This is a genomic window from Pseudomonas sp. BN505 (assembly GCF_029873175.1).
Lineage (GTDB): Bacteria > Pseudomonadota > Gammaproteobacteria > Pseudomonadales > Pseudomonadaceae > Aquipseudomonas > Aquipseudomonas putida.
On the sequence record NZ_SSOI01000070.1, the window covers coordinates 1 to 14,977 of the forward strand.

General features: G+C 61.5%; 13 protein-coding genes. 7 read left to right on the forward strand and 6 right to left on the reverse strand.

Going from position 1 to position 14,977, the window contains the following annotated elements:
• Positions 1–20 precede the first annotated feature (20 nt).
• Positions 21–1,016 carry an IS110 family transposase gene (locus E8E78_RS26495; RefSeq protein ID WP_016497900.1) on the reverse strand — a complete coding sequence of 332 codons (996 nt, stop codon included), beginning with the start codon at positions 1,014–1,016 and terminating at the stop codon, positions 21–23.
• Between the two features lie 377 nt (positions 1,017–1,393).
• Here E8E78_RS26495 and E8E78_RS26500 point away from each other — a divergent pair, with 377 nt between their 5' ends.
• From E8E78_RS26500 to E8E78_RS26515, 4 genes are all read left to right on the forward strand, one after another.
• Positions 1,394–2,266 carry an urea transporter gene (locus tag E8E78_RS26500; RefSeq protein ID WP_049273331.1) on the forward strand — a complete coding sequence of 291 codons (873 nt, stop codon included), beginning with the start codon at positions 1,394–1,396 and terminating at the stop codon, positions 2,264–2,266.
• A 45-nt stretch (positions 2,267–2,311) separates the two neighbouring features.
• The gene (locus E8E78_RS26505) at positions 2,312–3,133 is read left to right on the forward strand and encodes an ion transporter (RefSeq protein ID WP_049273333.1); all 822 of its coding nucleotides are present in this window, start codon (positions 2,312–2,314) and stop codon (positions 3,131–3,133) included.
• Positions 3,134–3,346: 213 nt separating this feature from the next.
• Complete coding sequence (locus E8E78_RS26510; protein ID WP_049273334.1) at positions 3,347–4,345, forward strand: sulfate ABC transporter substrate-binding protein; 999 nt, start codon at positions 3,347–3,349, stop codon at positions 4,343–4,345.
• A 173-nt stretch (positions 4,346–4,518) separates the two neighbouring features.
• The gene (locus tag E8E78_RS26515) at positions 4,519–6,543 is read left to right on the forward strand and encodes a mechanosensitive ion channel domain-containing protein (RefSeq protein WP_049273336.1); all 2,025 of its coding nucleotides are present in this window, start codon (positions 4,519–4,521) and stop codon (positions 6,541–6,543) included.
• A gap of 120 nt (positions 6,544–6,663) precedes the next feature.
• Here the strand turns inward: E8E78_RS26515 and E8E78_RS26520 are convergent, their stop codons facing one another.
• Positions 6,664–7,590 (reverse strand): class I SAM-dependent methyltransferase, encoded by a 927-nt coding sequence (locus tag E8E78_RS26520; RefSeq protein WP_049273338.1) that lies wholly within the window; start codon positions 7,588–7,590, stop codon positions 6,664–6,666.
• 145 nt (positions 7,591–7,735) lie between these two features.
• Entirely contained in the window at positions 7,736–8,632 is an 897-nt protein-coding gene (locus tag E8E78_RS26525; RefSeq protein ID WP_049277337.1) for a DMT family transporter, read from the reverse strand.
• Positions 8,633–8,765: 133 nt separating this feature from the next.
• Between E8E78_RS26525 and E8E78_RS26530 the strand changes: the two genes are divergently transcribed.
• The 3 genes from E8E78_RS26530 to E8E78_RS26540 all read left to right on the forward strand — a co-directional run bounded on the left by E8E78_RS26530 (position 8,766) and on the right by E8E78_RS26540 (position 11,974).
• A complete protein-coding gene (locus E8E78_RS26530; protein ID WP_019473363.1) occupies positions 8,766–9,203 on the forward strand; it encodes an Lrp/AsnC family transcriptional regulator in 438 nt (145 codons plus the stop codon).
• Between the two features lie 493 nt (positions 9,204–9,696).
• The gene (locus E8E78_RS26535; RefSeq protein ID WP_059395750.1) at positions 9,697–11,229 is read left to right on the forward strand and encodes an NCS1 family nucleobase:cation symporter-1; all 1,533 of its coding nucleotides are present in this window, start codon (positions 9,697–9,699) and stop codon (positions 11,227–11,229) included.
• A 16-nt stretch (positions 11,230–11,245) separates the two neighbouring features.
• Entirely contained in the window at positions 11,246–11,974 is a 729-nt protein-coding gene (locus E8E78_RS26540) for an aspartate/glutamate racemase family protein (RefSeq protein ID WP_016498592.1), read from the forward strand.
• A gap of 118 nt (positions 11,975–12,092) precedes the next feature.
• Here the strand turns inward: E8E78_RS26540 and E8E78_RS26545 are convergent, their stop codons facing one another.
• The 3 genes from E8E78_RS26545 to E8E78_RS26555 all read right to left on the reverse strand — a co-directional run bounded on the left by E8E78_RS26545 (position 12,093) and on the right by E8E78_RS26555 (position 14,733).
• Positions 12,093–13,286 (reverse strand): D-amino acid dehydrogenase, encoded by a 1,194-nt coding sequence (locus tag E8E78_RS26545; RefSeq protein ID WP_049277341.1) that lies wholly within the window; start codon positions 13,284–13,286, stop codon positions 12,093–12,095.
• Between the two features lie 44 nt (positions 13,287–13,330).
• Positions 13,331–13,993 (reverse strand): hypothetical protein, encoded by a 663-nt coding sequence (locus tag E8E78_RS26550; RefSeq protein ID WP_049277342.1) that lies wholly within the window; start codon positions 13,991–13,993, stop codon positions 13,331–13,333.
• A gap of 233 nt (positions 13,994–14,226) precedes the next feature.
• Positions 14,227–14,733: a hypothetical protein gene (locus tag E8E78_RS26555; protein ID WP_049277344.1), complete on the reverse strand. Its 507-nt coding sequence runs from the start codon at positions 14,731–14,733 to the stop codon at positions 14,227–14,229.
• Between the last annotated feature and the right edge of the window lie 244 nt (positions 14,734–14,977).

Below are 14,977 nucleotides of genomic sequence, written 5' to 3' on the forward strand. Positions count from 1 at the left end.
TGTAGATACTCTGTTGGCGGTCAAGCTTTTCTAAGGTGTTCAGAGCTGAAAAGCTTGGCCGTATCAAATGGTTCATCGCCGCGCATGCATGCCCATATGCCTGTCAGGTACTTGCGCATGACAGCGGCGATCGCTTGCATTTTTTTCTTCCCCCTGCTGACCAGCGATTCATAAAAGGCCTTCGCGTAAGGATCGCAGCGCACCGCCGTCAGCGCCGGCATGTACATGGCCGCCCGTAAATAGGCATTCCCGCTTTTGCCGAGCCGACCAGGTTTATCAATGCTTGTCCCCGACTGTGTCTGTCGAACATCTAGACCAGCATGACGAGCGACCTGAGAGGACTTGAGCATTTGAGGAAGGGTGGTCAGCTCAGCCAAGGCAGCAAGTGCCGAGACTTCTCCCATTCCCGGGCCCGCTAGTAACTGCTTGTACTGCCGGTTAAGCGTCGGACACTGAGCGATCAACTCACGTCCGGCTTTGCGGAAACGCTCAATGCGATTGTCCAAAGTGGCAATCGCTTCCTCTTGATCTTCGATCAGCATCGACACGGTCGTAGCGGTCGCCTGCAATGCATGCAGCTCATTCTTCGCCCTGGTGCGGTGCCCGACCAGACGATTGATGTGCCGGCCAAGAGCCCTCAGCTCAAGCTGTACGGAGCTTGGCGGTGTCCACAAGCGCGGTGTCATACGTTCACCGTACTCGGACAGCAACTGAGCATCTATCGAGTCAGTTTTACTGTTCACCAGCATCAGCTTGGCGAAATTATGGAAGCTCTTGGGGTTGATCACCGAAACAGGAAGGTCCGCAGCATGCAGCTCAAGGGCCAGGTCCAGGTAATAGATTCCGGTCGCCTCCATCACGATCGACTTGGGCTTGAGCGCCTGCAGCTTTTTCACCGCTGCCTTACGACCAGCAGGGGTTTGAGCGATATCCCACTGTCCAGCGGGACGCCCATCTTTACGCACCCCAACGATCGACGTACGAGAACCAATATCCAGGCCCACACAGACATTCATTCTTCCCACTCCCAAGCGAGTTAGGTAACAATGGCCTCCGGTTCCCCGACCTCGAACTTCATGCCGCTGCAACCTTGTAATGCGAAGTCCGACTTGTCGGCTTCTCGATACTCTTCGTAGTGGGCAATGAGGCGGGGGGCCTCTCTACAGACAAGGTCAGGGGCAAACCCTGCCTTCAGGAGCGATCGGCCTCCCCGGAAGTGCTTCTATAGCCTGACGAGAATAACCTCTCTCATCAGGCTAGGCACAACATACAAGGAGCAGCCTTGTGCTGCGAATGGAGGGCGCAGCCCTCCCCGTACACCGATCTACCTGCACTGCGGAAAACCGAGGCCCAAAGAGGCCCACCGCTCCCCATCAACCTCACTGACTGCCCCATGTACACCAAAAATTTCGTCAACCCGTGCCCTGACTGGGCCACGGCATTACTCAACGGCTTCAGCCAGGTGCTGCTGCTGCGCAACCCCCTGTGCGGCCTGTGCTGCCTGCTGGCCATTCTGCTGACCGCGCCCAACCTGGTCGGCGGCGCCCTGCTTGGCGCCCTGGCCGGCCTGCTCACCGCCCAGGCACGCGGCTACGACCGCGCCGACCGCCAGGCCGGGCTGTACAGCTACAACGGCGTGCTCATCGGCCTGTTGATCAGCGCCGTGCTGCCTTGGTCGGCCATTCTGCCGCCACTGATCATCGCTGCCGGCGGCCTGTCCAGCATCATTACCCACCAGTGGCGCAAGCGGGGCGGCAAGCTGCTGATTGCCTATACCGCGCCGTTCGTCCTGCTGGGCTGGGGCACGCTGATGCTCACCAGCCCCTCGCCCAGCAGCTTCGTCGAGGCCGACCCGCTGGACGCCCTGGCGCGTGGCGTCGGTCAGATCTTCCTGCTTGACCAGCCCTTGGCCGGGTTGCTGATCATCGTCGGCATGTTCATCGCCAACCCCTACGCGGCAATGTGGGCGGTGATCGGCTCGGCCATCGGTGGGGGCGTGGCGTTGATTGCCGACCAGGCGCAGGCAGCATGGCTCGGCCTGTATGGCTTCAACGCCGCGCTGGCGGCACTGGCCTTCAGCAGGCAAGGTGAAAAACCCTGGGTGACGCTGCTTGCCATCGCCTTGGCCCTGTTGCTGCAATCGCTGTTCAAGCTGCTGCCCGTGCCGGGCCTGACAGCGCCCTTCGTCGCCGCCTGCTGGCTGATGCACCTGGGCAGCCACCTGGCTCAGCCCAGGCAGCGCAACGCCAGCCGCTTGCACAGCTGAAATGCAACCCCTAGGCTCAGCCCATCGCTTTTTTGGAATGAGCCAATGAATAACCCTGCGAGCCTGCGCGAGCGGCTCTTCGTCATCGTCTTCCAGTCCGATACCGTGGCAGGAAGACGCTTCGACAAAATCCTCCTGCTGATCATCCTGGCCAGCCTGGTCACCGTCATCCTCGACAGCATCGACGAAGTGCACCAAGGCTACGCCGGCCTGCTGGCCGGCATCGAGTGGGGCTTTACGGCGATATTCCTGGCCGAGTACATCACTCGCCTGTACTGCTCGCCCAAGCCCTTGCGCTATGCCTTCAGTTTTTATGGCCTGGTCGACTTGCTGGCGATCGTGCCGGGGATCATCGCCCTCTATTACAGCGACGCCCAGTACCTGCTGATCATCCGGGTGATACGGATGCTGCGGATCTTCCGCGTGCTCAAGCTCAGCCCCTATCTCAAGCAGGCTCACTACCTGATGGAGGCGCTGCGCGGTAGCAAGCAGAAGATCATCGTGTTCCTGGTGACGGTATCGACCCTGGTGACGGTGTTCGGCACGCTGATGTACGTGATCGAAGGGCCGGAGCACGGCTTTACCAGCATCCCCAAAGGCATCTACTGGGCCATCGTCACCCTCACCACCGTAGGCTTTGGCGACATCGTGCCAAAGACGCCGCTGGGGCAGGTGCTGTCGTCGCTGGTGATGATTACCGGTTATTCGATCATTGCCGTGCCGACCGGCATCTTTACCGCCGAACTGGCCAATGCCATGCGCGGGGAGCAGCTGCAGCATGAATGCCCGACGTGTCACAAAAAGACGCATGAGCATGGGGCGGCGTTCTGTTCCCGGTGTGGGAATGGGCTGTTTCCCAAACAATGATGCTGCCTGTACTGGCCCTTTCGCGTGTAAACCCGCTCCCACAGGATCACCACAGGCCTTAGCGGTGCGCGGCCCCTGTGGGAGCGGGTTTACCCGCGAAGAGGCCAGTACAGGCAACGGCATAACCAAAGTCATTTTTGTTCTTTAACCGCCACAAACCCACCCGCTATAGTCGCAGGCAAATTGCCAACATCTCGATAACAAGGACGCAACGTGAAAAAACTCTTCACCGCCTCGCTGCTCGCCGCAGGCCTGGCCTTGGGCAACCTCGCCCAGGCCGCCCCCACCCTGCTGAACGTTTCCTACGACGTGATGCGCGACTTCTACAAGGACTACAACCCGGCCTTCCAGAAGCACTGGGAAGCCGAGCACAAAGAGAAGGTCAACGTGCAGATGTCCTTCGGCGGTTCGAGCAAACAGGCGCGTGCAGTGATCGATGGCCTGCCGGCCGATGTCATCACCATGAACATGGCCACCGACATCAACGCACTGGTCGACAATGGCAAGCTGGTGCCGGACAACTGGGTAACCCGCCTACCGAACAACAGCGCGCCGTTCACCTCGGCCACTGTGTTCATCGTGCGCAAGGGCAACCCGAAAGCCCTGAAAGACTGGCCCGACCTGCTCAAGGACGGCGTGCAAGTGATCGTGCCCAACCCGAAAACCTCGGGTAACGGGCGCTACACGTACCTGTCGGCCTGGGGCTATGTGCTCAAGCAAGGCGGTGACGAGAGCAAGGCCCGCGATTTCGTCGGCAAGCTGTTCAAGCAGGCCCCGGTGCTGGACACCGGTGGCCGTGCCGCCACCACCACCTTCATGACCAACCAGATTGGTGATGTGCTGGTCACCTTCGAGAACGAAGCCGAGATGATCGCCCGCGAGTTCGGCCGCGACCAGTTCGAAGTGGTTTACCCAAGCGTGTCGGCCGAAGCCGAGCCACCTGTCAGCGTGGTCGACAAGGTCGTGCTGAAGAAAGGTACCAAGGCCGTGGCCGAGGAATACCTGAAGTACCTGTGGTCCCCAGAAGCCCAGGAGATCGCCGCCAACAACTACCTGCGCCCGCGTGATGCCACGGTGCTGGCCAAATACACCGACCGTTTCCCTAAAGTGGACTTCCTGTCGGTAGAGAAGACCTTTGGTGACTGGCGCACCGTGCAGAAGACCCACTTCAACGATGGTGGGGTGTTTGACCAGATCTATACCGGTCAATAACTGATGCAGGCAGGTACTGCACAATGCCCGAGGCGTGTGCAGTACCTGTGGGAGCTGGCTTGCCGGCGATAGCGCCAGTCGTTTTGACACACCTCTTCGAACTTTCTCCACCAACCTGCAATCAGTTCCTTGAGTAACCCTGCCCCGCTCACCCCGGCCCAAGGAGTACTCCAGTGCTGCGTTTTCTCTCTACCCTGCTGCTCGGCTGCCTGCTGAGCACCCACCTGTTGGCCGCTGACCCCACCCCCACTGAAGAACAACCCGCCGAACCCGAACCGGTACTGCAAGGCGGACTGCTTGGCGCCCTGGCCGACGGCCTGGACAGCGCCGCTCAGGAGCTGGACCTGGACGCCCATCTGGTGGATGCCTGGCGCCTGCGAACCGACCGCGCCGCCAAGGAAGTCGAGCGCCTGGTTGACCGCCATTCGGCCACCGATTCGCTGCAACTTGCCGGCAACTTCATTCTGCTCACCCTTACCTGGGCCGCCAGCTTCGCGGCACTCACCAGCCTCGGCCGCTGGGTAGCCAAACGCACTTCCGGTACGCCCTGGCTACGCGAACGCAAACGCGCCAGCAGCCTGCTCGGCTACCTGCTGCCCTACACCCTGCCGGCGCTGGCCAGCCTGCCGCTGACGCTGTACGCCAGCCGCTTTCTCGACCCGTCAGTGGCCCGCGCCCTGGGCCTGAGCCTGGCTTACGCCACCAGCAGCGGCCTGTTCTCGACTTCGATCATCCTGTGCCTGGTGACCCTGTTCGATGCCGGGCACAAACGCGACGCCGTGGCGGTCATCAAACGCCTGGCCCCCCGCCCGCTGTTCATGATCGGCTTCCTCGCGGCCTGGAGCGACGCCCTGACCAGCCCACAAATCGCCCGCCAGCTGGGCGGCAACATCACCGCCAGCATCGCGGTGGCCACCGGCCTGATTGCCACCTTCATCTTCGCCAGCCTGGTGATCCGCCTGCGGCGCCCGGTGGCGCACCTGATCCGCAACCGCGCCTTCAAGGACCGCGTGCAGCATCGCGCCGTGCAGGAGACCCTGCGGATCTTTTCGGTGCTGTGGTATCTGCCGATCCTGCTGATGATCCTGGTGTCGGCCATTCACCTGATCGGCGCCGGCGAAGAAAGCCAGAAGGCCCTGCAGAAAGCCTTGCTGACCACTGTACTGCTGGTCTGTACCGTGTTCCTCAGCACCTTGCTGCAACACTTGCTGGCCCAGCGCGAAACCGACCCGGCGCAGCGGGTACGCCCTTACAAGGAGCTGCTGCGCAGCCTCGCCCATGCGCTACTGCGCATCGCCATGGCGGTGACCTTCATCGAACTGCTGGGGCGCATCTGGGGCTTCTCGGTGGTCGATTTCGCCCTGAGCAACAGCCTGGGCCAGGCGATCAGCAACTCGCTGTCGAGCATTGGCCTGATCCTGCTGGTCACCTGGCTGCTGTGGGTGGTACTCGACACGGCCATCCAGGAAGCACTCAAACCACCCGTCGGTCGCCGCAGCGCACGCCAGCCGAGCACCCGGGTACGGACCATCCTGCCGATGCTGCGCAATGCGATCAAAGTGATCCTGATCGTCATCTGCACCATCACCACCATGGCCAACCTGGGCATCAACGTCGCGCCACTGCTGGCCGGTGCCGGGGTGATCGGCCTGGCCATCGGCTTTGGCTCGCAGCAACTGGTACAGGATGTGATTACCGGGCTGTTCATCCTGATCGAGGACACCATTTCCATCGGCGACTGGGTGGTGCTTGATTCCGGCCATGCCGGTACCGTCGAAAGCCTGACGATCCGTACCTTGCGCCTGCGCGATGGCAAAGGCTTCGTGCACTCGGTGCCGTTCGGCCAGATCAAGGCGGTTACCAACCAGTCGCGGCAGTTCGCCTATGCGTTCTTCTCGGTGCAGTTCACCTACGACAGTGATGTGGATGCGTCACTGGCGCTGATCCATGAGGTGGGCAAGTCGATCAGCGAAGACCCGCTGCTGCGCATCAACCTGCAAGGGCCGCTGCAAGTGTTCGGGGTGGACCGCATGGACTTGAACGGGTTTGTGCTGACGGCGCAGTTCCGCACCATCTCCGGCGGGCAGTATGCGGTGAGCCGGGCGTTCAACGAGCGGCTGAAGAAGCGGGTGGACCAGACCGACAACGTGAGTTTTGCCCAGGTGTACCCGCTGCCACTGCAGGCCCTGGGGGCATGAATTCGCCTGCACCGGCCCTTTCGCGGGCTCGCCCGCTCCCACAAGGATCATCACAGGCCTTCGTGCTGTGCGGTCCCTGTGGGAGCGGGCATGCCCGCGAAGAGGCCAGTAAGAGCAACATCAAACCTGGCGGAATACCAAGGCCTTGAGCCCCCCGGCCGGGTCCACATCCGGAAACTCCGGCGGGTTCTCCAGCCGCTCTACAAACACCAGCGATGGCGCCTGCTCAGCCATCCCCTCGATCAGAAACTCCGGCCCGACCCCCGGGTCGTTGACACAGGCCAGCACCGTCCCAGCCGCGCTCAGCAACTCCGGCAAACGCCGCAGGATCTTCGCGTAATCCTGGGTCAGCACGAAGCTGCCACGCTGGAAGGTCGGCGGGTCGATGATGATCAGGTCGTAGGGCCCATACTTGCGCACCTTGCCCCACGACTTGAACAGCTCATGCCCCAGGTAGGCCACACGCGATGCATCGTGGCCATTCAGGCGATGGTTATCGCGCCCGCGGGACAGCGCCGACTTGGCCATGTCCAGGTTCACCACCTGCTCAGCGCCCCCGGCAATCGCTGCCACCGAGAAGCCGCAGGTGTAGGCGAACAGGTTCAGCACGCGCTTGCCCGCCGCCTGCGCGCGCACCCAGCGCCGGCCGTAGCGCATGTCGAGGAACAGGCCGTTGTTCTGCCGCACGCCCAGGTCCAGCAGGTAGGTCAGGCCGTCTTCGACCACCTCGCGTTGCTGGCACGGCTCGCCCAGCAGCCACTGGCCCGGGCTGTCGGGCAAGTAGCGGTGCTGGATGAGAATGGCCTGGCCGGCCCATTGCGGGGACTGGGCCACAGTGCGCAGCATGGCTTCCAGTTCGGCCAGTTGGCCCTCGGGCAGCTCGCGGAACAGGGCTACCGAGAGCACGCCTTGCAACCAGTCCACAGTGACCTGCTCCAGGCCTGCCCAGCAGCGGCCACGGCCATGGAACAGGCGGCGGGTTTCCTGCGGGGCAGGGTCGAAGGCGGCGAGCAGGTGCTGCTCCAAGGTGTGAATCGGGGAAGTCATGGTGGGTCGCAGGCTGGCAAAAGCGGCATTCTACCTTGCGGGCCTCTTCGCGGGTAAACCCGCTCCCACAGGGACCCCACAGTATTCAGAGCCACGGTGATCCTGTGGGAGCGGGTTTACCCGCGAAGAGGCCCGCAAGGTCACTTCAGTTCTTGACTGCAAGCCGCGCCGGCCGGAACCACCATCCCTGCTGCATCCCCGCCGCTGCCAGCAGAATCAGCCCTACCCCCAGCCATTGCAGCGGCGCCAAGCGGTGCCCGAACGCCACCCAGTCCACCAGAATCGCCGCAATCGGGTAAATGAACGACAGCGCCCCGGTCAACGCCGTGGGCAAACGCTGGATGGCACTGTACAGCAGCACATACATGAGGCCGGTGTGGACCATGCCTAGCGTCAACAGGCTGGCCAGCGCTGACACTTCACCCGGCAATCCGCCGAGCTTGACCCACGGCGCCAGCAACAGCACACCCGTCGTTACCTGGATCAACGCGATCAGGTGAGGCGGGGTGCCTTTCAGCCGCTTGATGATCAACGCCGCAATGGCATACAACAACGCCGCGCCCAGTGCCAGGCCAATGCCCAGCAAGTATTCCTCACCACCGCCCTGCCCCGCACCATGGGCGCTGACGATGGCCAACATGCCAAGGAACGCCACGCTAAGCCATGTAAGCTTGGCCAGTGTGATCTTTTCGCCCAGAAACAGCGCTGCCAGCCCCACCAGCATGAACGGCTGCACGTTGTACACCGCTGTCCCGATGGCGATCGACGCACGGGAATACGAGGCAAACAGCAGCAGCCAGTTGCCGACAATGGCCACGCCGCTGGCGATCGCCAACAGGAACGCCGTACGGCTGATGACTCCGGCCCGCAAAAAGCCGAAAGCGGCGCAAATCACCAGCAGGGTCACGGCGCCGAAAACGCAGCGCCAGAACACCACCTCGAGCACCGGCTGCCCCGACACCAGCACGAACCAGCCGATGGTCCCGGAAATCAGCATGGCGGCGACCATTTCCAGCGAGCCACGGCGCAATGAACTGTCCATCTCACACCTCCCATTGACGATGAAAACAGTATGCAAAGGTTGCAGCCTTGCCTTCCAGCGGTTTACCAAGGCAAATTTGCAGCCTTGCCTTTACTATCAAGGCAAATAAGGCGAATTACCTGACGAGGTGACCATGACCGATGCCATCGACCAACTGCTGATCAACGCACTGATGGAAGACTCGCGTCGCTCGCTCAAAGCCTTGGCGCAAGTCAGCGGGCTGTCCGCGCCCAGCGTCAGCGAGCGCCTGCGCCGACTGGAAGAGCGTGGGGTGCTGCGCGGTTACACCGTGGAGGTCGACCCGCGCGCCTTTGGTTACCAGTTACAGGCCATCGTGCGCATCCGCCCACTGCCGGGCCAGCTGCAGGAGGTAGAACGGCAGATCATTGCCATCCCCGAGTTCACCGAATGCGACAAGGTCACCGGGGAGGACTGTTTCATTGCCCGGTTGCATGTGCGCTCGATGGAGCAACTGGACACCTTGCTCGACCGCATCAATGTGCTGGCCGAGACCAACACCGCCATCATCAAGAAAAGCCCGGTGAAGCGGCGATTGCCGCCAATGGAATGAATTCGCCTGTTCCGGCCTCTTCGCGGGCGCGCCCGCGAAGAGGACCGAGCAAGAAAAGCTGACTATTTTTTGTACACAAGAATGTCACCATAAGTGCCATTTTTGTGTGCACTTTCTCCAATAGCGCCCCAATCCGTTACACACTCATCGCCACTTATTTTGACCAATTGATCAACTATTGCACTTTATAAAAAATTAAACCTGCTCAATTGGTCAACTTATACTTTCTTTATTTCATTAACTTATCTTTCAACAAGATAAGTTCGAAATCTCCATCTGTTGAAACTTGCATTCCCTTGGCATGGAACTCGCTTTGGTGTGTTCGTGTTTTGTATACAACTTGAACAAAACATAAATACACAAGAACCCGCCACGCCGGTCCAAAGCCGGCCGCCGCGCCCAGAACCCTGTGATGCCAAGCTGCACCGACGAGATGGCGAGCCCGTGCGCATGCCCGCTCATCGCAGTCAAAGTGCATCAGGAGCCCGCCGGAATGAGTAGCAGCCTCGACCTTGCCCCTGAACTATCCGTCGCCAGCACCCACCCCGCTTCCAGCCTGGTCGGCAATGCGCCAGAACTGGCCCTGAGCCCGCGCCTGCACAACCGCGACCTTGCCCCGACACGCACCGCAGGGCGGCGCTGGGGTGGCTATAGTATCTTCGCGTTGTGGACAAACGATGTGCACAATATTGCCAACTACTCGTTCGCCATGGGCTTGTTCGCCCTTGGCCTGGGTGGCTGGCAGATTTTGCTGTCGCTGGCCATTGGCGCGGCGCTGGTGTACTTCTTCATGAACCTGTCCGGCTACATGGGGCAGAAAACCGGGGTGCCGTTCCCGGTCATCAGCCGGATTGCCTTCGGCATCCATGGCGCACAGATACCGGCGCTAATCCGCGCAGTCATTGCCATTGCCTGGTTTGGCATCCAGACCTACCTGGCCTCAGTGGTGCTGCGCGTGCTGCTTACCGCCGTGTGGCCGCAAATGGCGGCCTACGACCACGACAGCATCCTCGGCCTGTCGAGCCTGGGCTGGGTGTGCTTCGTGTCAATCTGGCTGGTACAGCTGGTGATCCTGGCCTACGGCATGGAGATGGTGCGCCGCTACGAGGCCTTCGCCGGCCCGGTGATCCTGCTGACCGTGGCCGCCCTGGCAGTGTTCATGTACTTCAAGGCCGACGCGCGCATCGCCTGGTCGGTCGCCGAGCCACTGACCGGCATCGATATGTGGCGCAACATCTTCGCCGGCGGCGCATTGTGGCTGGCCATCTACGGCACCCTGGTGCTGAATTTCTGTGATTTCGCCCGCTCCTCGCCATGCCGCAAGACCATTCGCGTCGGCAACTTCTGGGGCCTGCCGGTGAACATCCTGGTGTTTGCCGTGATCACCGTGGTGCTGTGCGGCGCGCAGTTCCAGATCAACGGCCAGATCATCGACAGCCCGACCCAGATCGTCGCCGCCATCCCCAGCACGTTGTTCCTGGTACTGGGCTGCGTAGCCTTCCTGATTGTCACCGTGGCGGTGAACATCATGGCCAACTTCGTCGCCCCGGCCTTCGTGCTCAGCAACCTGGCGCCACGCCACCTGAACTTCCGCCGCGCGGGGCTGATCAGCGCCACCCTGGCGGTGCTGATCATGCCGTGGAACCTGTACAACAGTCCGCTGGTGATCGTGTACTTCCTGTCCGGCCTGGGCGCCCTGCTGGGCCCGCTGTACGGGGTGATCATGTCCGACTACTGGTTGCTGCGCAAAGGCTGCATCAACGTGCCAGAGCTGTACACCGAGCACCCGACCGGCGCCTACCACTACAGCAAGGGTATCAACCTGCGCGCCGTGGCCGCCTTCGTGCCTGCTGCGTTGCTGGCCATCGTGCTGGCCCTGGTACCCAATTTCCACAGTGTGGCCCCGTTCTCCTGGCTGATCGGTGCCGGCATCGCCGCCGTCCTGTACCTGCTGATCGCACCACGCAACCGCCACTACCACGACGTCAGCGGCGAATGCATCGCCGTCGACCACAGCAGCCATTAATCAGGGAGGACTGCCCATGCGTATTCTGATCGCCAACGTCAACACCACCGAAGCCATCACCGAAGCCATTGCCCAGCAAGCCCGAGCGGTAGCAGCGCCCGGTACCGAAATTGTCGGCCTTACCCCTTGGTTCGGTGCCGAGTCGGTGGAAGGCAACTTCGAAAGCTACCTGGCCGCCATCGCCGTGATGGACCGGGTGCTGGCCTACGAGGGCCCCTACGACGCCGTGATCCAGGCCGGTTATGGCGAACACGGCCGCGAGGGCCTGCAGGAATTGCTGAACGTGCCAGTGGTGGACATTACCGATGCAGCCGCCAGCACCGCGATGTACCTGGGCCATGCCTATTCCGTGGTGACCACGCTGGACCGCACCGTGCCACTGATCGAAGACCGTCTGAAGCTGTCTGGCCTTTATGACCGCTGTGCGTCGGTGCGGGCCAGCGGGCTGGCGGTGCTGGAGCTGGAAGCTGACCCACAACGGGCTGTGGAGGCGATTGTCGAGCAGGCCGAACGCGCCGTGCGGGACGACAAGGCAGAGGTGATCTGCCTGGGTTGCGGTGGGATGGCCGGGCTGGACGAGCAGATCCGCCAGCGCACCGGCGTGCCGGTGGTGGATGGCGTGAGCGCGGCGGTGACCATCGCCGAATCGCTGGTGCGCATGGGCTTGAGCACCTCCAAAGTGCGAACCTATGCCACGCCGCGGGTGAAGAAAGTGGTGGGTTGGCCGATGCGCCTGGGCCGCTGATTTCAGGTTTGGCTGTACCGGCCTCTTCGCGGGTAAACCCGCTCCCACAGGTTCACCACAAACCTGAATGCTGTGGGGTCCTGTGGGAGCGGGTTTACCCGCGAAGAGGCCGGTATGGTCAACCGATTTCTCTAGCCAGCCGCTCTGCACTGCCACAGGCCAGTGTAAACCCCAAAGCCCCATGCCCCAGGTTCAGCCACAGGTTGCGATACACCGTCCCACCTATGATCGGCACCCCGGTCGGTGTCGCCGGTCGCATGCCCGCCCACTCCACCGCCTGCCCATAATCCGCAGCCATCGGTAATGTCTCCAGCGCCAGCCGTCGCATGCTCTGCAACCTGCGCTTTTCCACCGATTCGTCGAACCCGACAATGTCCACCATCGCCGCTACCCGCAGCTGCTGCCCCAGGCGGGCATAGACGATCTTGCGTTCATAGTCGGTAAGGCTCACCTCCGGCGGCCGATGCCAGGCGCTGATGGGTGCCGTCAGGCTGTAGCCCTTAAGCGGATACACCGGTATCTGCACCCCCGGTAAAGCCAAGCCTGGGCCACGATGCCCGGCACACAGCACCAACTGTTCCACCTCCAGTTGTTCGTTGCCCAGTTGCAGCGCTACGACCTGGTCCTGGCGCCGTACCAGCTGCGTCACTGGCCGGCCAAGCAGGAAACGGCATTGCCCCGAAGCGCGCAACAGAGCCTCCAGGCGCTGGCAGAACAAGTGACAATCGCCAACCTCTTCATCCGCTGTGAACACGCCACCCACAAACGGTGCGCCCTCCAGGGCAGGGTCCAGCGCGCGCAACTCGGCGGCCGCCAGCACCCGCTGGCTGGCCGGGTCGGTCAATTGCGCCCGGCCATGGGCAAAGGCCCGTTCGCTGCGAAAGGCCACCAGCTTGCCATTGCGCCGCCAGGCAAAATCCCCAAAGTTCTGGCTGTCGCGCCACTGCGCCAGAACCGCTTGGCTGCGCAGCGCCAGCTCCAGCAGTTGCCCGGCATTTCGGCGATTGACGCTGCGCCGGCATGCCAAGGTGAATGCCAGCAGCCAGCGCCACTGCGCCGGGTCCAGACGCAAGCGCAGGCGCAGCGGCGACTCGCCCTGCAATAGCCAACCCAGTGCCTGCCAAGGCACCCCGGTATCAGCCAGCGGTGCCACATAGCGATAGGACAATTGCCCACCATTGGCGAAGCTGGTGGCCGACGCCAGGCTGTCACGGGCCTCGATCAAATCAACCGACCACCCTTCACGAACAAGCGCGTAGGCCGTTGCCAGGCCAACCACCCCGCCACCGATTACCGTTACCCGCTGCTTCATCACACTTCCCTGTTCCGGCTTCCTGGCCAAACAGTACCAGCGGATCAGGTCGGGCAGCTATGCGCACCGTCATTCAGTCCCTGGCGCACGTTGCGGCTGAGCAGGCTGGCCTTGCCGTCGTGCCAGGTCAGGGTCAGTACATAGAGTGTGTCAAAGTCATCGCCGCTCCAGTCCTGGGTGATTACCCGCTCTTCACCCAAGGCCTTGCCGGCCACCGTGTTGATCAGTTCAGGCAGGTAGCCGTGGGACCAGGCGGTATAGACGGTCGCATTGCGGTATTTGTCGCTCAGCAACTCATCGGCCAGTTCGTCGGTGTCGTTGACGCCGTAGTCGATATTCACCGGCAAGCCGAGGCGGATGGCGCTGGGGGTGATGGTCATCAGCGGGCGGATGTAGCTGTAGCTTTCGTCCTTGCTGCCTTCTTCGACTTGCCGCGAAGGGTTGGCGGCAAACACGTAGTCGGCATTGCCGAAGCGCTCCGGCAGCAAGGTTGCCAGGTCCAGTGCGCGGTTGAGGCCCTGGCAGTTCAATTGCCCAAGCCCCTCACCCGGTTTCTCGGCATGGCGCAAGAACACCAGGGTCTGGGTGCCATCCACCGGTTCAGCCCGGCTTTCGACAGCCTCCAGCGCCAGCGGCACGGCGACGGCCGTGAGTACCAGGCTCAGCAGCAAATGGCGACGACGGCGGAAGAATGTTGGCAACTTCATCAAGGCAGGCTCGTGTGGCAGAGAAAATCGGGTTGACCCGCCACATCGCCCTGTCAGCTGCAGGGCGGCCTTGTAGTGAATGCCATCCTTGGCAACGAGTGAGGGTCAGAGTGCCCTGAACCCGTTTGGTTCCTCCCTGGAGGTGAATGCCGTTCCCTAGGCAAGGCCTAGATTAGAGGATGGGTGTTGCTGAATTATGTCCAGTCTCAACTAATCACTCTGGGGAGTAGCCGTCACAGTGCTCCTGCAGCTTCGCTCGCAGGGACAGAGTTGATGATGGTGACATCAAACACCTGTTCGATGACCTGTTTCGGACCTTGATTCAAACTCCAGGCGAAAAACACCAGAAAACCTAGCAAGAATACAAATAGAACTGAACCTACAAGACTTTGTGCCACGCCCAACCAGAACCCAGGTTTGGCTTGCCTGATTTCACTGCTCGCCTTATCTGAGTAGTACTGTTTAAGCTCCACAGCCTGCGCTGCGATCGAGGCGTCAAGAAAGCCCTGAGCAAGCTGGCTGGCCTGGTTTCGATAACTCTCGATCTGCGTGGCGCTGTTGCTGACGTCGTGGAAAGGAGCCAAGTCTTCATCTTTGGGCTCCCGATCATGCTTTGTTTTGAAAGCCTGGATGAATTCGATTTTCTGCCGCTTGTATAACGAATAGGCAATGATACCGAGCGTATCTTGCTCATTTTCTACAAGCACAGAGTAGATGTGGTTGTAACAGCCGTCCGCCATAAGGCTTTCACCCCTTGCGCAGGCGGAAGTAAGCGGCTGTGAAGGCTGCCTTCAGTTCCGAACGGGTCTTTCGCGGGTTAGTGATCACGCTGGCCAGTTCACGCGGTAGCGAAATTTCCATACGTGCACCTGATGCAACTAGCAAAGCGTTAGCTTCGCGTACCACCCTCGAGGAAAAATGCGACTTCATGGAATTGCTCCCCTCTCGCTTGTTGAGTCGGCAAGCTTAACTGGCTGTGAATCG